15 protein-coding genes are annotated in these 16,662 nt (G+C 56.2%); 6 read left to right on the top strand and 9 right to left on the bottom strand.

The window, feature by feature from the left end:
* Nucleotides 1–160 precede the first annotated feature (160 nt).
* Genes JFL75_RS03625 through JFL75_RS03615 form a run of 3 tightly spaced genes read left to right on the top strand, consistent with a single transcriptional unit; the run spans nt 161 to nt 2,330 of the window.
* A complete protein-coding gene (locus JFL75_RS03625; RefSeq protein WP_215625339.1) occupies nt 161–715 on the top strand; it encodes a CPBP family intramembrane glutamic endopeptidase in 555 nt (184 codons plus the stop codon).
* Between the two features lie 19 nt (nt 716–734).
* Nucleotides 735–1,349, top strand: a complete 615-nt coding sequence (locus tag JFL75_RS03620) for a TlpA family protein disulfide reductase (RefSeq protein WP_215625338.1) — start codon at nt 735–737, stop codon at nt 1,347–1,349.
* A complete protein-coding gene (locus JFL75_RS03615; RefSeq protein WP_215625337.1) occupies nt 1,350–2,330 on the top strand; it encodes a cytochrome c biogenesis CcdA family protein in 981 nt (326 codons plus the stop codon). It abuts the gene before it with no gap.
* Nucleotides 2,331–2,345: 15 nt separating this feature from the next.
* Here the strand turns inward: JFL75_RS03615 and JFL75_RS03610 are convergent, their stop codons facing one another.
* The gene (locus JFL75_RS03610) at nt 2,346–4,067 is read right to left on the bottom strand and encodes a sugar phosphorylase (RefSeq protein WP_215625336.1); all 1,722 of its coding nucleotides are present in this window, start codon (nt 4,065–4,067) and stop codon (nt 2,346–2,348) included.
* Between the two features lie 230 nt (nt 4,068–4,297).
* Here JFL75_RS03610 and JFL75_RS03605 point away from each other — a divergent pair, with 230 nt between their 5' ends.
* On the top strand, nt 4,298–6,019 hold the full coding sequence (locus JFL75_RS03605) for a GH3 auxin-responsive promoter family protein (RefSeq protein WP_215625335.1): 1,722 nt from the start codon (nt 4,298–4,300) through the stop codon (nt 6,017–6,019).
* A gap of 66 nt (nt 6,020–6,085) precedes the next feature.
* A complete protein-coding gene (locus JFL75_RS03600) occupies nt 6,086–6,820 on the top strand; it encodes an HAD family hydrolase (protein WP_215628703.1) in 735 nt (244 codons plus the stop codon).
* 16 nt (nt 6,821–6,836) lie between these two features.
* Here JFL75_RS03600 and JFL75_RS03595 read toward each other — a convergent pair whose 3' ends face one another.
* The 4 genes from JFL75_RS03595 to flgF all read right to left on the bottom strand — a co-directional run bounded on the left by JFL75_RS03595 (nt 6,837) and on the right by flgF (nt 10,279).
* Entirely contained in the window at nt 6,837–7,661 is an 825-nt protein-coding gene (locus tag JFL75_RS03595; protein WP_215625334.1) for a lysophospholipid acyltransferase family protein, read from the bottom strand.
* 472 nt (nt 7,662–8,133) lie between these two features.
* On the bottom strand, nt 8,134–8,613 hold the full coding sequence (locus tag JFL75_RS03590) for a rod-binding protein (protein ID WP_215625333.1): 480 nt from the start codon (nt 8,611–8,613) through the stop codon (nt 8,134–8,136).
* A 12-nt stretch (nt 8,614–8,625) separates the two neighbouring features.
* Complete coding sequence (flgG, locus tag JFL75_RS03585) at nt 8,626–9,420, bottom strand: flagellar basal-body rod protein FlgG (protein ID WP_215625332.1); 795 nt, start codon at nt 9,418–9,420, stop codon at nt 8,626–8,628.
* Nucleotides 9,421–9,430: 10 nt separating this feature from the next.
* On the bottom strand, nt 9,431–10,279 hold the full coding sequence (gene flgF, locus JFL75_RS03580) for a flagellar basal-body rod protein FlgF (protein ID WP_215625331.1): 849 nt from the start codon (nt 10,277–10,279) through the stop codon (nt 9,431–9,433).
* Between the two features lie 98 nt (nt 10,280–10,377).
* On the opposite strand from flgF, the gene JFL75_RS03575 reads away from it, so the two are divergent.
* Nucleotides 10,378–11,256, top strand: coding sequence for a DMT family transporter (locus JFL75_RS03575; RefSeq protein WP_215625330.1), 879 nt, complete (start codon nt 10,378–10,380; stop codon nt 11,254–11,256).
* Between the two features lie 357 nt (nt 11,257–11,613).
* Here JFL75_RS03575 and JFL75_RS03570 read toward each other — a convergent pair whose 3' ends face one another.
* The 4 genes from JFL75_RS03570 to ruvA all read right to left on the bottom strand — a co-directional run bounded on the left by JFL75_RS03570 (nt 11,614) and on the right by ruvA (nt 16,602).
* A complete protein-coding gene (locus tag JFL75_RS03570) occupies nt 11,614–13,767 on the bottom strand; it encodes a methyl-accepting chemotaxis protein (RefSeq protein ID WP_215625329.1) in 2,154 nt (717 codons plus the stop codon).
* A 203-nt stretch (nt 13,768–13,970) separates the two neighbouring features.
* Nucleotides 13,971–14,990: a tRNA preQ1(34) S-adenosylmethionine ribosyltransferase-isomerase QueA gene (gene queA / locus JFL75_RS03565; protein WP_215625328.1), complete on the bottom strand. Its 1,020-nt coding sequence runs from the start codon at nt 14,988–14,990 to the stop codon at nt 13,971–13,973.
* Nucleotides 14,965–16,005, bottom strand: a complete 1,041-nt coding sequence (gene ruvB, locus JFL75_RS03560) for a Holliday junction branch migration DNA helicase RuvB (RefSeq protein ID WP_215625327.1) — start codon at nt 16,003–16,005, stop codon at nt 14,965–14,967. The genes queA and ruvB overlap by 26 nt, the downstream gene beginning before the upstream one ends.
* 3 nt (nt 16,006–16,008) lie before the next feature.
* Nucleotides 16,009–16,602, bottom strand: a complete 594-nt coding sequence (ruvA, locus tag JFL75_RS03555) for a Holliday junction branch migration protein RuvA (protein WP_215625326.1) — start codon at nt 16,600–16,602, stop codon at nt 16,009–16,011.
* Nucleotides 16,603–16,662 lie beyond the last annotated feature (60 nt).

The raw sequence follows: 16,662 nt of genomic DNA, 5'->3' as shown, positions 1-16,662 counted from the left end.
TTATATCATAATTTAATTACAATCCCAATATAACTATACCGCAGCCTGATAGGGCTGTCAAAAGGAGCATACCGTTAAAACCGCCCTTGAACCGATGATATTATTTCTGGTTCTCTTTCTCCCCGGAATACGGCTGCCCGCGGATGCGGTTCCTGTTTTTATGGATTTTTCCGTTATAAAGGAATTGAACAGGATTGTGGTCCGCAATGTGCCTGCCCTCGCTTTGATATGGTATATGCTTCTGACCCGGAGGGAAAGGGGAGAACCGGTTCCCCGGCTGGTTCCCCGGATAAAGGACCTCATCCCCGCCGGGATAGGGTTCATCGGTGTCAGCGCGGCGGCGTTTTCGCTGGCCGCCCTGGGGACATTTTCCGGTCAGCTCCCTTCCGGTCCGGCTGTCGGGTCACCCCGGGGAATTGTCCCCTGGATCGTCACTATTCTGGCGTGCGCGAGCACCGGCTACATGGAGGAAAGTTATTTCAGGGTGTACCTGTTTTCCCGTCTTTCCCGGGCCGGGCTTGGAACCGCCGCCGTTGCCGCTGTTTCAACGCTGCTTTTCTCGCTCTGCCACCTGTATGAAGGCCCCTGGGGCTTCCTGAACGCCCTGCTGTCGGGGCTCATCCTTTCCGCTGTCTACGCCAGGACCCGGTCTGTCCACGGTATTGCCTGGGCACACGGCGCGTACAACATTCTTGTGTACGCCCTGGGACGGTAATTCTTCCGGAGGTTATTGAATGAATCCAATGAAAAACTATAGGCACACCGTTTTTGTCCTGAGCCTGGGAATCATGCTGTTCGCAGCGGTTTCCTGCGCGGAATCAAAGGGAAACAGCGATGCCGCGGAAACAGCGGATCCCGGAGTTACGGTTTCGGGAGGAAATTTCGCCGGTGATTTCCGGAAGCTGGGTATGATGGTTTTTGATCCGCCCCAGAAAATCCCCTCCTTCGCCGTGACCACCCTTGAGGGCGATACGGTTACCCTGGAGGATTTCCGGGGGCGCTACCTGTTCCTTAATTTCTGGGCGACCTGGTGTCCCCCCTGCCAGGCGGAAATGCCCTCCATGGAGCGGCTCAGCGCCCGGCTCAGGGACAGTGATTTTGAAATCCTCGCCGTTTCGGTGGGCGAAAACGCCGCGGCGGTGGGTTCCTTTCTTGAAAAGAACCCCTACACCTTTCCCATCGCGCTGAACCAGGACGGTTCCCTGGGTGCCGTGTACGCGAGCCGGGGAATTCCCACTACGTATATTATTGACCGGGACGGGAACGTAATTGCCGGAAAGATAGGCGCCCGCAGCTGGGATGACCCGGAATGTATCGCCCTGTTTGAAGCGCTCCTGGAAACACCCTAAATGGCCCCGGTTTTTGAATTTATCAGCGCCTTCGCCGCCGGGCTTTTGTCTTTTCTGTCCCCCTGCGTACTTCCCCTGGTCCCGTCCTACCTCGCCATGCTGGCGGGATCTTCGGTTTCGGAACTCCGATCCCGGGCCGGCGGAGATTCTGCCGGCGGGGAATCGGGGAGGAATGCGGCTCTGGGGCGGTCCATAGCCTTTACCCTGGGGTTTACCGCGGTTTTCATAATCTTCGGCCTTGTTTTTTCCCAGGCCCGGGCCATGGTGAGCGGCCATTCCCGGATTTGGAATACCATCGCGGGGGCCGTTATCGTGATCCTGGGTTTCAACATTCTCTTTGATTTTCTTTCTTTTTTAAACCGGGAACACCGTTTCCGCGGCGCCGGAAGACCCGCGACCATGGTTTCGGCGTTCCTTTTCGGTGCGGCCTTCGGCGCCGGGTGGAGTCCCTGCGTCGGCCCTATTCTGGCGTCGATTCTTTTTCTGGCAGGAACCGGATCGCTGCTCAAGGCCGCGGCGCTGCTCCTGCTGTATTCCCTGGGCCTGGCCCTGCCATTTATCCTGGCGGGACTTTTCTTCGGCCGGATGGAACGGATCCTGGGGGCGGTAAAACGCCACATGAAGGCGGTCAGGGTGATTTCCGGGCTGCTGCTCATCAGCATAGGCCTGTATATGATCCTGGGGGACCTCAGGGGGCTTTCGGGAACCCTTGCCCGGGCCGGGTACAGCCTTGCGGCAGCGGCGGAACGTCAGCCCCTGGCGTTCCGGATCGGTTTCGCGGTTTTGTACGGCGCTGCAGCCGCGGCGTTCTGCGCCGGATTCATCCGGAAGCGGCGGAAAAACCCCGGAGGGCCGCCCGCCCGCGGCGGGTGGCTCGCGGCGGCTATGGTGGTTTTCATCCTTCTGGCCGCGGGAGAAGCCGCGGGAATCGTAACGACCCCGCGCCTCCTTTCATCCTGGCTCACGTTTCAGGGGATATAAAACCCGCCTCAAACCTCACCGTGCGGTGGAAAACTCCCTCGGCTCATCCCCGCCGCCCCGGGCCATCCACCGCGTTTCCCAGGGCTCCAGCGTTGCCGGCTCAGCCGAAAAACCATCCGGCGCGGCAAAGGATACCGGGGCGGGCCCCAGATTCATGGCGCAGAGAACCCTGCGCCCGGCAGCGTCCGGACCCCGGACCACCGCGAAAAGCGAGCCCTCCGTATCCAGTACCGTTATGCCTTCCCGGGGTCCGAAGGCGGGTTCCCGCTTCCTGAATTCCAGAAAACCGGAGAAACCGCGGTACACCCGGGACCGGAAGGATCCGCTGTCCTCCAGTTCCCGTTCCACCTGTTCCGCCGGGGGTTTTTCCCGGTTTATGGCCCTGTTGTAGCCCAGAAGCTCCGGGCCTTCCTGCCAGGCCTCGGAACCCACCCAGCTGTGGAAATACACCGCCGGAAGGCCGGGCAGCGACAGAAGGACCCCCTGGGTTGCCAGGAAGGCCCGGGCCCGGATATCCGGCCCGCCCATGCTCCGGGGAGCGACTACACTGGCATAGGAGCAGTTCAGTTCGTAGGGAACGGACCCGCCGGGAGCGGCTTTATAGGAAACCAGGGCCCCGCGGTTTTTCGATTCCTCGATGGTCCCGGCGAAGGCGTCATCCGCCACCAGCCCCTTGGCGGGGGTAAGTCCCACGCCGTCGTGGCTGGCCAGGAAATTGAGGAAGAGCTGCGCGTTTTTCGGGTCCGGGAGTGTTTTTGCCCATTTCCGGAGGGGGCCGGCGTCGCCGGAAACCGCGGCATGGAGTACCAGGGGAGGCAGGGCGAAGTTGTAGACCATGTGAGCCTCGTCCCCGTCCCCGAAGTACGAAATATTCTCAGCGTGGGGAACATTTGTCTCCGTGAGGATGAGCATATCAAGTTCCAAATAATCGATTATCGCCCGGAACAGCTTGACCACCGCGTGGGTTTTGGGATGGTGAATACAGGGGGTGCCGTCTTCCTTCCAGAGATACGCGATGGCGTCGAGCCGTACGATCCGGCCGCCCCGGCGGACGTAATCGAGGAATATCCGGATAAATTCCAGCAGAACCTCGGGATCAGAAAAATCGTAATCCACCTGGTCGGCGCTGAAGGTGGTCCAGACGTGGCTGACGGAACCGTCCTTCATGGTAAAGGGCGTCAGAAGCGGATGGGTTCTGGGCCGGACCACGCCGGAATAATCGTAATCCGCCGGGCGGGTAATATACCACCGGGCATACTTTTCATCCTGGGCGAGGAAACCTTTGAACCAGCGGCTCTGGACGCTGCCGTGGTTCACCACAAAATCAAAAACCAGCCGGAATTTTTCTCCCAGGGCCTCAATATCACCCCAGGTTCCGAAGCGGTCATCCACCGCCCGGTAGTCGATTACCGAAAACCCGTCATCGGAAGAATACGGATGGAACGGCAGAATATGGAGATAGGTAAACGCTCCTCGGTTCCGTTGGTCAAGGAACGCGCCCAGCCGGGAAAGACCGGTTCTGCCGTCGGAGGCTTCGCTCTCCGGACCGCCGGGGCCGGAAAGCATATCGCCGTAGCTTATGAGCAGGGCATCCCGGTGGTCAAAACCGCCGGCGCCCTTCCCGCCCGGTCCTTCCGAAAGGATTTCCATCAGTGCGGAGTGCAGCGGTTCCGCGGCTTCGCCGCCGTAAATAAAGTCCAAAAGTGTTCTGATTGTCTTTGTCTCTTCCCGGTTCATCGATCTTTACTCCAAAGGGTATTTCTAATTCATAATAGTTCCCTCTCGGGGGATTCACAAGGGGAAAATTAATCCGACAAAAGATCCGAGAAATGTCTGAAATAATGGGTTTGTTGCCTTGAACAGCAGAAAAAAGCCTTGGTATAATTAATTCCGGAGTGACGTCCACATTTATTCGTTAATTTATTATTTTTATTTTATCATTTTTTTTAATCCTGAGGAGTGACGCAATGCAGGAAAAAAAGACAAAAGGTCTGTGGAAAATAAAAGCCGGCCTGGGATTTGTCGGCAGAAAGGCGATGAAAGAATTAAACAGGGAATCCAGGGACGGCAGAAACGCCCAGGAAAAGACCCTCCGCAGGATGCTGACGGTTTCCAAGGATACGGTTTACGGCAGGGAACACCATTTTGAGGAGATCCTAAAAGCGGAAACGCCGGAGAAACTGTTCGAACTGTACCGCGGATACGTTCCGGTGAACCAGTACGAGGATCTCCGCCATTACGTGGAACGCCATAAAAACGGCGAACCGGACGTTCTGTTTCCGGGAAAACCCAAGATGTACGCCACCACCAGCGGAACTACCAACGAACCCAAGTGGATACCCATCACCGACCAGTATTACCAGGAAGTCTACAACAACATGAACCGCCTCTGGTTCTATACCCTGCTCAAAAACAAACCCAAAACCTTTGACGGTCCGACCCTTTCCATTGTCGGCAAAGCCATCGAAGGAGCCGCCCCCGACGGAACGGTCTACGGTTCCATTTCCGGGATATCCCAGCGGGATATTCCCAAATTCATGCGGCCGGTCCATACCGCCCCGGCGGATGTGTTCGGGATTGAGGACTACAAGGCCCGGTACTACGCCCTGATGCGGATGGGAATTGAACGGGACGTTCACTGTATTATAACCGCCAATCCCAGCACCCTGATCGAAATGCAGAACAACGCCAACGAGTTCTACGATGATTATGTGGAAGATATTGAAAAGGGAACCGTGGGCAGGCGTTTCGATATTCCCGAGGATATCCGGGCGGCTTTGGAGGGGTACACAAAACCCAATCCCGCCCGGGCGCAGGAACTCCGGGAACTGAAGACCCAGTACGGCACCGTGCTTCCCAAGCATTACTGGCCCAATATGCAGGTTATCAATACCTGGATGTGCGGCAATACCGCGGTGTATTTCGACCGGATCAAGGACTCCTTTGCCAAGGACAGCGTGTTCCACGAATTCAGCTACTTTGCTTCGGAATGCCGGCCCGGTGTGGTTTTAAAAAGCAGCACCAAGGATACGGTCATCTTCGGCCACAAGACGTATTTTGAATTCATCCATGAATCGGAACTGGACAGTCCCAATCCCCGGATTTACCAGATGCACGAAGTAAAAGCCGGCCAGCGGTACTGCATAATCGTAACCACCTCCGCCGGTCTCTACCGCTACAACATGAACGACCTGGTCGAGATTACGGGATTCTACAATGAATATCCGACCATCAGCATGATCCAGAAAATCAACGGAACCATAAACCTGACCGGGGAAAAACTCCACGAAAGTCAGTTTATTAAGGCCATTAATTCCGCCGAAAAAGACAAGGGCCTTAAGCTGACGTTCTTCATCGGTTTCGCGGATCTCAAGGACTCCGTATACCGCCTGTACTACGAATTCGCGGATCCCGGTGTTTCCCAGGCCGAAGCCGAAGACTTTACCCGTCTGGTGGATACCTACCTCAAGAAGTACAACGTTGAATACCAGGCGAAACGGGATTCGTTCCGGCTCAAGGATCCGGTAACCGAACTCCTGGTCCCCGAATCCTTTGAACAGTTCAAGTCCCGCTGTATTGACATGGGATACCGGGACGGACAGTTCAAACTTAACCTCCTTATGCAGGACGAAAGGCGCCACCAAATGTTCAGGGAACTGGTAAAAAAAGCCGACCTTGTCCTGGCGTAAAGACAGCCGAACCGTTCTCCCGCGGATAAACCCGGGGGTTCATGAAAACCACAGGAAGCAGATACTATTTTAGGAATAAACGCGGTAATATTTGATCTTGACGGCACCCTGTACAATTCGGCCAAGCTGGGCCGGCGTCTGGTGGCCGCAGCGCCCCTGGATTGTTTGCTCATGCGGAATGAACGCATCGTACGCGCCGAACTCAAGGGGTGTGACTTTTCTTCGCCCGATGCGTTCTACGGGGAATTCTTTCTGCGGATCGCCCGCAGAAGCCGCAGATCCGAACCGCAAATCCGGGACTGGTATTTTTCCCGGTATATGCCTCTGATGCTGAAGGTGCTGGAAAAGCAGTACACCCTGTATCCCGGCGCGGAAGAACTGGTGAGGACCCTGCAGGATTCCGGTATTGGCTGCGCCGTATATTCCGATTATCCCAATACGCCCGGGCGGCTCCGGGCGCTGGGTTTCAACACCGAAACGTGCGGAAGCCTCTATGGGCCGGATGATTTCGGCGCCCTCAAACCCGCGGAACGGCCCTTCAGGGAGATTGCCGCGTCCCTGGGGGCGTCCTGCGACAAAACCCTGGTTATCGGCGACCGGGACGACACCGACGGCGCCGGAGCCCGGTCCGCCGGCATGGGATTTATCAGAATAGAGTCAGGAAAAAAACGTTCCGCGAAAAATACCGGGGATACACCCTACCCCTGGTTTACCATACGGACGATCCTCATGGACCACGCGGAAACCCTGAAAAACCTTGATCTGAGAAAACCCAATCCTCCCCGGCCGACCGCGGTATAAAACAGGGATTCCCCGGCTAGTCGCCTTCGCAGGGATAGGGATTGTCCGTTATGCCCGCAAGTTCCACGATAGCCCGGTGGCATTCCTCCCGGAGGCGGATCACGGCTTCTTTTCTGTTCAAATTTGTATCCGGAAAAAGAGGTTCCCCGATGCGGAGGGTTATGAAGGGATATTTTCCCTTGAATAGCCGAAACAATCCCGCGGGCTTCCGGTAGGAGAATGCCATGGGAATCACCGGTAGACCGTAGCGGTACGCCATGGTAAAGACCCCTTTCTTAAAGGGCCGGATAGGCTGGTAGTACGGCCAGCTGCATCCCTCGGGAAAGGCGTGGAACCATTTCCGTCTGGCATGGAGTTCGTCAAAGGCTTCATTGAACCGGCGCATCACATGCAGGTCCGTGGGAACCGGAATCCCGCCGGTGAGGCGGATCAGGTTGCGGTCCTTTCCGGCAAGATTCTCCTTCCAGGCGGGAAAGTAGAGCCTCCGGTACCGTACGGCCTGGAGCGCGAACAGCAGATCCCATCGGTGCATGTGATTTGAAACTGTCATGGCTCCGTTTCTGAAAAGCTTCCGGTGTTTCCGCAGAATGGAGCGGCCTTCGATCTTCAGGCCAAACCGGAGGGGGCTTAATATAAATACCAGGGTGAATATCCCCAGATAAAGCAGTCCGCTCATAAACCGGAATTTGAAGGATTTATCCAGAAAGGGATATTTATCGTCCACGGTGATAGACACCTGCTGCTGGACCCGGGTCATGTGTTCGTCGGGATTGGAGGGGTATACGATGCCGAGGTCGGGAATGTATGGTTCGGCTGCTGATCGGTTTCCAGGTTGTTTCATAGTCCGGTCAGTATAAACAACTAGTTACCGGTCCGGCAATCGGGATAGCACCAGGGCGGCAGCCTTATGCGCTTAATACTCGGCAAAGAAGCATGGAAGTACCTGATCCAGGGGTCCTGCCGTAGTATACGGGGTATGGCTCCTCGTCGGCCTTCGGCCTCGAAAGTCGCTCATACCCCATACACTACGGCACCCCGCATTAGCAGAAAAACACCATGATTCTTTGCTGAGGTTCTGTAACATAAGGCTGGGGTCCTGTTTTTAAAGGGTGGATGGGTAGCGGTGAGCATCCCCGGGTTAGGTGCTATGCCCTAGAGAGAATTACCGCCTATACCAAGCTTCTCCCCGGAACTTGGACAGCCGCAGCCAGGTACCGTGAAAAAAGCAAAGCAGTATGGATAAACCGCCCCCGGCCCCGTTTATCCATACTGCTTTGGTTATTTTCCAAGGTATCAGCGACTGTCTAAGGTTTTCAGACCGGGGTGTTTATTACCTTTCCCCGCTGGCCGGTCAGTTCCAGGTAGGCAAGGTCTGCCAGCCCGAAACCGCCGTTTTTCGTTAAGTCCTTGGCGTATTCGTCGTAGAGCATGTCTTCGTACATTTCACCCGCGAAACCGCCGCCCATGAAGTCCGACTTCTGGATGGTCTTGCGCATCCCCGAAAGGATGTTTTTTACCAGAAATGTTTCCAGGGCTTCGCACTGTTCGTAGAGTTTGTCGGTTTTGTCAACAACCGGCTTGCCCGCCATTTTCGGAATAACCGGAGTTTCGGAGGTTTCCGGTTTTGCGGCGGAGTTCTTCTGTTCCTCACCGGCGGACAGGGCTTTCTCAAGCAAGCCGGAAAATGCCCCCTCTATCTCCGGACGGCCGCCGTCCTGATTGGCGATTCCCAGGGAACCCGGCATGAGCCGGGTATCGTTAAGGTAATAGGAACCCAGTGCGGTTATATCCATGCTTCAGCTTCCTTACCGTTTAAGGCCTGTGGCGATGCCCAGCATATTGTCGCTGGTCTGGATGGTTTTTGAATTGAATTCATACGCCCGCTGGGCCACGATGAGATCCACCATTTCCCGGACCACCGATACGTTGGACATTTCCAGGAATTTATGGACCAGCTTGCCCATGCCGTCGTATCCGGGCTGCCCGGCGATGGGGTCCCCGGAGGCGTTGGTTACCTTGAAGAGGTTTTCCCCCACCGCGGTGAGACCTACGGGGTTGGGGAACCGGTACAGCTCCATCTGGCCGACCTGGACGGGATCTTCGAATCCCGGAACCTTTACGTTGACCCGGCCGTCCTGGGAAACGGTGATTGTCTCGGGCAGGAAGTTTTCGGGCATTACAATGTCCGGAAGCACCCAGTATCCGTTGGATGTCACCAGGCGTCCGTCGGAGTCCACTTTAAAAGCGCCGTCCCGGGTGTACGCGAAGGTTCCGTCGTACATTTTCACCCTGAAAAAACCTTCTCCCTGGATCGCCACATCATAGACGTTTTCGGTATTCTGAAGGGATCCCTGGGAGAACATGCGCTGGGTGGCGGCGACCTTAACGCCGTGGCCCATCTGGACGCCCACGGGGACCACGGTCTCTTCCGTTGCCGGGGTTCCGGCGGTTTTTACGGTCTGGTACAGGAGGTCCTCAAAATCCGCCCGCACTTTCTTGTACCCCGAGGTGTTCACGTTGGCCAGATTGTTTGAAATCGTATCAATATTGGCCTGCTGCCCGATCATGCCGGACGCGCCGGTCCATAAGCTTCGTACCATAAATTACCCCTTATACCCTTGCCACCTGGTTGATTAAGGTTCCCAGCATGGAATCCGTGGTGGTTATTACTTTCTGATTGGCTTCATACGCCCGGTTTACTTCGATCATCTGGACCATTTCGAGGACAGGATCGACGTTGGAGGCTTCTACAAAGCCCTGAACGACCCTGGGGCGCCCGCCCGGTTCTATTATTTCCGCGTCCCCGGAAACTTCCGTGGAACGGTAGAGATTTGATCCCTGCTTCTGCAGATACCGGTCGTGATCAAATTGGACCAGTTTAAGGGTATCCAGGAGCACCGTATCGCCCCATTCATTGCTTTCACGGTTGACCATAAGTTCCGGGTCATCGGCGTATTCCGCGTTTATCCAGACCCGGCCGTCTTTATCAACCTGGAAGTTGTTGGCTTTTACCTTAAGCGGGCCGTTTTCGCCCAGCACAGGGTAGCCTTCTTTTGTTTCCAGGAATCCTTCCTTGCCCAGGATGAAGGCACCGTCCCGGGTATAGCGCTCGCCCCAGGGTGTGGCCACCGAGAAAAAACCCTTCCCATCCAGGGCGATATCAAAATCATTCTCGGTTTCCTTCATAGCTCCCTGTTCAAAGCTGGTGAAGAGTTCATTCAGTTCAACCCCGGTGCCGAGTTTTCCGATTATCGGCGCTGCGTCAGCGGAACCGAAGGGCTGGTGGTATACACCGTCATCGTTCATACGCCGGATCAGCATTTCCGGAAATGCCTTATGCACGGCAATATCTTTTTTATAGCCGGTCACGTCCACATTGGCCAGGTTGTTCGACACCGCGTCGAGACGCCATTGTTGGGCTCTCATGCCGCTGGCGCCGGTATACCATCCTCTAATCACGTTAGCAGCCTCCATTACTAGTATCGGCACCATGGCTGACACCCTGAACGGCAAATTCCGGTTTTGACAAAATAGAGGGAGTTATATACCATGCTGCCATGAGACAGACCGTCAAGGGCCAGCTTGCCATAGTAATCTGCGCCGTTTTGTGGAGTACCAGCGGGTTATTCATAAAACTGATAGACTGGCATCCTTTTGTTATTGCCGGGCTGCGGAGCGCCATCGCGGCGGCTTTTATGCTGGCGGTACGGGGTTTAAGCCGCCGCCGGGTGCCCGGCAGGGCCGCTCCCGGGGCTTTCTGGGGGGCGGGGATTTCCTACGCCGCCACGCTGCTCCTCTTTGTGACGGCAAACAAAATGACCTCATCGGCCAACGCCATCCTACTCCAGTACAGCGCGCCGGTATGGGCCGCAATCCTTGGATGGATTCTGCTGAAGGAAAAGCCTGGGTGGGAACACTGGGCTGCTCTGGGGGCGGTGGTTGTCGGGCTCCTGCTGTTCTTCCGGGAAGGCCTGGCCCGGGGATCGCTCCTGGGGGATGGCATTGCTCTGCTCTCCGGGGTATGCTTCGGAGCCAATTCAGTGTTTATGCGGATGCAGAAGGACGGCAGCCCCGCGGACTCCATGATCCTGGCCCATACCATCACCGCCGCGGTGGGGATTCCCTTCATTTTTGCGGCGCCCCCGGAAGTGACCATTCCGGCGGTCTCGGCGCTGCTCTTCATGGGGGTCTTCCAGATCGGCACCGCGTCGGTGCTGTTCTCCTACGGCATCCGGCGGGTCACCGCGATCCAGGCAATGCTCACCGCCATGGTGGAACCGGTCCTGAATCCCCTCTGGGTGCTACTGGTCACCGGGGAACGCCCCGGCGCGCTGGCCCTGGCCGGGGGCGGCATCATCATCGCCGCGGTGGCCATGGCCTCCCTGGCCGGCGCTGCCCGGGATTCCCGTATGGCCAGGACAAAGACGGCGGGATAAATAACGGATTTCGATAAAATCCCGCCGGCAGTGATTAATAGAAAATACAGGCCCGGCCGGATACCGAGGCGTCCCGGTTCCAGGGGGCGGTGGGGACAACCCGGGAGGTATTGAATCCTATCCGGTTAGTTGAACTACTTGCAGAGCCCCCATCGAATCCCCAACCATTGCTTGAAATTTTGGAGAAAACCCCATTACCTGGATCTGAAGATCTCGTATCAGCCAAAAATTCACCCATTATATTCCTGATCCCATCCCCAATATAGTCCCCAATATTTCTGCCGTCGTATTTCTCCGCTGTATCATTCCCGTCCTTGTCGGGAATAAAAGTGCCCTGGCCGCGGGTCCGGATTAATTTTAAATTCTGAATTTGCCCAGCTGTTCCGAAATGCTGGCGATTTTTTCCTTGGTTTCCTTGGCCACGGATAAGACCGACCGGGAGGCGTTGCCGATTTCCCCGGCGCTGGCAGAAACTTCATTGATGCTGTCATGGACATCCTGGGAAATGGTTTTCAGGTGTTCCATTTCTTTGACAATGGTCAGGCTTTCCTGGCGCATTTCCGCGGCGCTGGATTCTACCCGGACCGTAAGTTCCGTCATGGTCCGCAGGTCATCCTTAATCTCGTTGGATTTCGCGTTCTGCAGGGACATATCCGCGCTGGCCCGGTCGACCAGCGTATTGATCGCTTCAATGTGCTCCACGATGGTGTCGAAGGCCAGCCGTGATTCCCCGGAGGATCCCACCGCGAGTTTGATTCCCCCCTGGATTTCCTTAAGCTGCTCCCCAACGGTTTTCGACTGAGCGGCGGATTCCTCCGCGAGTTTCCGGATTTCCGAAGCGACCACCGCGAAGCCCTTGCCCGATTCTCCGGCGTGGGCGGCTTCAATGGCGGCGTTCATGGCCAGCAGGTTCGTCTGGGATGAGATATTCGCGATAATCGCGTTGGTATTGCTCAGGGTTTCGGAAAACTCATAAATGGTTTTTACCTGGGTTTCGACCTGTACCTGCTTTTCCTTGCCCCGGCGGGAGGCTTCAACGAGGCTGCCGGTCCGCTCCATGAGATTGCGGATTGCTTCATTCACCAGGGAAATACTCCGGAGCATCTCCTCGATTCCCGTGGTGGACTGGGAAACCACCGACGACTGGCTGGCGACCAGCCGGTCCAGGGCTTCTATGTTTCCGGCGATTTCATCGATTGAACCCGATACGGTGGATACGCTGCCGGTCTGGCTGTCGGTCTTGCCCGTGACATTGTCTATGTGCCGGCCGATGTTGACGACTTGGCCCTGGGTATCCTCGGCGTTTGCCGCGAGGGTCCCGCCGGCTTCCTCCAGAAGCGTCACCTGGTCTTTTATTATCCGGAGCATCTCTCCGACCTGCCCGATGGTATCCGCAAAGGACTTGGCCATTTCTCCGGTCTCATCGTTCCGCTGGCCGTGTTTTTCCGGAACGGCAATGGAAAAATCCCCCTCCGAAAGGGATTTCAGCAGGGAATTGAAGAATCCCAGGGGCTTGAGCAGATAATTAATAAGCAGCGCAATGACCGCGCTGAATATGATAAGGGTGAAGAAAATCGCCGCAAAGACCAGGGTATTGGAAAACCGGTTTTCTTCGATAAGCTGCTCCAGGGGAGCCTCAATAATCCTGGCGGTGGAAAAATATCCCGTGGTATCGAGGTTGATGAACAGGACGTAGTTAACGGAATTGTTCTGGAGTACGGGGTAATAAATCCGGGCTTCTGACCCCTGTATCCCCACGGTAATCGCCGAAGGGTCCCCGAAAATTCCCATAATCGCGGAATCGGTCACCATAGTTCCCTTGGCGTAGACCGGGGTTTCGCCGGGGGCCATATTCTGCGTCAGGGTAAGACCGGTAAAGTCAAAAAGATTCATGGATTTGATGCCGTTTCCCGTGGTAATGTACTGCTGAAGGTAACCTTCAATATCCTGGGCGCTCAGGGCCGACTCAATGACACCCCGGCCGCCGTACCTTGGGATGGCGGTAAATTTAAAAATCTCCCCGGTTTCAACTTTTATCTTAAGCAGCGACGGCAGGTAGTCCGATTCTCCGGTTACCAGCATGCGGTACCCATCCCAGATATCAAACAAAGAAAGCCCTATGGACGCGGGTTCCGTGGAAACCGTGAACACTCCCCGGACATCCCCCAGGTAGAGGTCGGACATACCGGTTTCCCGCTTGAGCCGTTCCAGGTCCGCGGTGCTTATAGTGCCGGAGGTCAGACGGTCGACTTCGGCGAGCAGTTTGGCGGCGTTGAGCATATTCTTGTCGATTTCCGCCTCAATGGAAATCACGTACTGTCCGATGGTTTCGGCGAGCATCACCAGCTGATCCCGGACACTGTCCTCGATATCGGTATTAACCTGGCTGAGAATATGGTTCCCCTGGGAACGCATGCGGCTTATGGTAAAGGTCATGATTCCAGTCAGGATACAAACCACCGCCAGAATCATGATACCAAGAAAACTTATTATTTTTGTACGGATTTTCATTGCGGTTCCTCTTCTGTATTATGTAATAATATCAATTCCTGATAAAAAAACCAGGGGAAAGGTCTTCAGTATTATTTTTGCACCGGCCTTATTTCCCTTTGTATTGACTTGATGCAGTTCTGGGGATTTTTTTATGCGGCGGATCCTCCGGAATTCACATTTCCATGTTTCCGGATTTGGTACCGAACAGCATCACGGCGACCTTATAAAATCAGCATGGCATCGCCGTAGCTGAAAAAACGGTACCCCTCATTGAGGGCGTCGCGGTAACTTTCAAGGATAAAATCCCTTCCCGCGAAAGCCGAAACCAGCATCAGCAAGGTCGATTCCGGGGTATGGAAATTGGTAAAGAGTCCGCCGGCGACCTTAAACCGGTAACCGGGGTACATAAAGATCGAAGTATTTCCGGCCCCCCGGCGGAGGGCGCCGTCATGCCAGGATGATTCCAGGGTGCGGAGGGACGTGGTCCCCACGGGGATAACCTTCCGGCCTTGGGATTTCGCGGCTTCCACGGCGTCCGCGGCTTCATTGCCGATAAAATACAATTCCTCATGCATCCGGTGGTCTTCGATATTTTCAGCCCGCACCGGCAGGAAGGTCCCAAGTCCCACATGGAGGGTCACAAAGGCGGTTTCAATCCCCTTCTCCCTGAGCCGGTCCAGAAGCTCCCGGGTAAAGTGCAGCCCCGCGGTGGGGGCCGCGGCGGACCCGCTGGGATCCGCGTATATTGTCTGGTACCGCTCGCTGTCCTGGGGACGGTCCTCCCGCTTAATGTAGGGCGGCAGCGGGATATGGCCGTTCCGGTCGAGCCACTGGTCGTCGATTTCCGGGCTGAAGCGTATAATCCGGAATTCACCGTCGCTTCCGGTTATTTCCCCTTCTATCCCGTCCCCGAATACGTAGCGGCTCCCGGGGCGGCGCCGTTTTGCCCGCTGCACCATGGCCTGCCAGGTACCGTCATCCAGCTGTTTAAGCAGAAGGAATTCAACCTTAGCGCCGGTTTCCGCGGAAACGCCGTACAGCCGGGCTTTGCGTACCTTGGAGTTGTTGAAGACCAGCAGCGTGCCGGGCTCCAGAAAATCCGGGAGATTCCCCACGGCGCTGTGAATCCTGGTTCCCTGTCCCCGGTCCAGAACCATTAGCCGGCTCAGGCCCCGTTCTTCCGGGGGAAACTGGGCTATCCGGTCTTCGGGAAGTTCAAAAGAGAAGTCCGCTGTTTTCATTGCGTCCCTTGGCAAGCTTGAGGTGGTCATAGGCCAGGGCGGTCACCACCCTGCCCCGGGGGGTGCGCTGGATCAGCCCGGCCTGGATAAGATAGGGTTCGTAATAGTCCTCCAGGGTTTCCACCGCTTCCCCCACGGAAATAGCCAGGGTTTCGGCTCCCACGGGACCGCCGTTGTACCGTTCAATGATTATCCGGAGTATTTCCCGGTCGTGTTTTTCCAGGCCCAGGGCGTCTATTTCCAGGCGTTCAAGGCCTTCGGCCACGACTTTTTTCGTGATGTGGCCGGAACCGAAAACCTCGGCAAAATCCCGCATACGCCGCAGCAGGCGGTTCACAACCCGGGGGGTCCCCCGGGCGGAGCTTGCCAGGAGGGCCGCCGCGTCGTTGTCAACCGTAACCTTGAGAATTCCCGCAGAGCGGCGGACAATGGCTTCCATATCCTCGGGTTCGTAAAATGAAAACCGGCAGGAAATTCCGAACCGGCTTACCAGGGGACTGGAAACATTCCCCGCTTTTGTGGTGGCTCCCACCAGGGTAAAGGGAGGAATGGGAATCCGGATGGTCCGGGCGCTCGGCCCCTGGCCGATGATCCAGTCCAGTTCGTAGTCCTCCATGGCAATGTAGAGCATTTCCTCAATGGTAGGCTTGAGCCGGTGGATTTCATCAATAAAAAAGACCGTTTTTTCGGTCACCGTGGTGAGAATCCCCGCCAGGTCCTTGGGCTTGTCCAGCGCCGGGGCGGAGGTGACCTTAAAGTCGGCTCCCAGCTCGTTGGCAACAACCTGCGCCAGGGTCGTCTTTCCCAGACCCGGGGGGCCGATAAGGAAAAGGTGGTCCAGACTTTCGCTGCGGTTCTTGGCGGCGGAAATAAAAACCGAAAGGTTTTCCTTCATCGCCTTCTGGCCGAGAAATTCCGAAAGGCTTTTCGGCCTCAGGGAAACATCCCGGTCGTCTTCGGGGAGCTGGGTTTCGGGATGGAGGATGCCGTTTTCTTCGGATGGTATTTTTGCCATTTTTTACTGCCCGCTTAAAAACAGTATGGCAGCTTTGAAGAGCTGCTTTTCCTTTTCCTGGCTCGAAAGTCCCTTGTCCAGGGTTTCCGCCGCCCGGGCCACGGCATCCGCGGCGGCCCGTTTATCGTATCCCATTTCCGCCAGGGCTTCCACCAGCTCCTGGTGGGGACCCAGCGCCTGGGGAACATCCGCCGCGCGGACGAGTTTCCCCTTAAGGGAAAGAATCATTTTCTGGGCGGTCTTTTTGCCCAGGCCGGGAACCGCCTCCAGCCGGGCGATATCCTCGGTTTCCAGGGCCCGTTCCAGTTCCTCCTGGCCGATATTCCCCATGATTTTTATGGCCTGCTTCGGACCGATTCCGTCGACTTTGAGCAGCTCCAGGAAGGTGTTCCGCCGGTTCTCATCGGCGAAACCAAAAAGCCGCATGGAATCCTCCCGGTGGTAGAGCCAGGTAAAAAGCCGGCCCTTTTCTCCTGCCGGAGCCATTTTGGCGATATCCGTTCCCGGAGCGGCAATATCCCATTCAATTCCGCCGGTCAGAATACGGATAGTCTCTGATAATTTTTCGGTAATAATACCCTGGATGCTGTTGAACATGCCTTAGACTATAGCCCGGGGTCCCGGTGGATTTCAAGGATTGAACAGGCGGCGTCCGCG

It is taken from the genome of Breznakiella homolactica (assembly GCF_016616095.2).
In the GTDB taxonomy this organism is placed as follows: Bacteria; Spirochaetota; Spirochaetia; order Treponematales; family Breznakiellaceae; genus Breznakiella; species Breznakiella homolactica.
Note: the sequence above shows the minus strand (reverse complement) of the source record. Positions and strands in the feature narration are given on the sequence as shown.

What these genes read in the sequence shown, in the direction of transcription:
- JFL75_RS03625 (WP_215625339.1), top strand. Translation starts at nt 161, where the DNA reads ATGGATTTTTCCGTTATAAAGGAATTGAACAGGATTGTGGTCCGCAAT.
- JFL75_RS03620 (WP_215625338.1), top strand. Translation starts at nt 735, where the DNA reads ATGAATCCAATGAAAAACTATAGGCACACCGTTTTTGTCCTGAGCCTG.
- JFL75_RS03615 (WP_215625337.1), top strand. Translation starts at nt 1,350, where the DNA reads ATGGCCCCGGTTTTTGAATTTATCAGCGCCTTCGCCGCCGGGCTTTTG.
- JFL75_RS03610 (WP_215625336.1), bottom strand. Translation starts at nt 4,067, where the DNA reads ATGAACCGGGAAGAGACAAAGACAATCAGAACACTTTTGGACTTTATT.
- JFL75_RS03605 (WP_215625335.1), top strand. Translation starts at nt 4,298, where the DNA reads ATGCAGGAAAAAAAGACAAAAGGTCTGTGGAAAATAAAAGCCGGCCTG.
- JFL75_RS03595 (WP_215625334.1), bottom strand. Translation starts at nt 7,661, where the DNA reads ATGAAACAACCTGGAAACCGATCAGCAGCCGAACCATACATTCCCGAC.
- JFL75_RS03590 (WP_215625333.1), bottom strand. Translation starts at nt 8,613, where the DNA reads ATGGATATAACCGCACTGGGTTCCTATTACCTTAACGATACCCGGCTC.
- flgG (WP_215625332.1), bottom strand. Translation starts at nt 9,420, where the DNA reads ATGGTACGAAGCTTATGGACCGGCGCGTCCGGCATGATCGGGCAGCAG.
- JFL75_RS03575 (WP_215625330.1), top strand. Translation starts at nt 10,378, where the DNA reads ATGAGACAGACCGTCAAGGGCCAGCTTGCCATAGTAATCTGCGCCGTT.
- JFL75_RS03570 (WP_215625329.1), bottom strand. Translation starts at nt 13,767, where the DNA reads ATGAAAATCCGTACAAAAATAATAAGTTTTCTTGGTATCATGATTCTG.
- queA (WP_215625328.1), bottom strand. Translation starts at nt 14,990, where the DNA reads ATGAAAACAGCGGACTTCTCTTTTGAACTTCCCGAAGACCGGATAGCC.
- ruvB (WP_215625327.1), bottom strand. Translation starts at nt 16,005, where the DNA reads ATGGCAAAAATACCATCCGAAGAAAACGGCATCCTCCATCCCGAAACC.
- ruvA (WP_215625326.1), bottom strand. Translation starts at nt 16,602, where the DNA reads ATGTTCAACAGCATCCAGGGTATTATTACCGAAAAATTATCAGAGACT.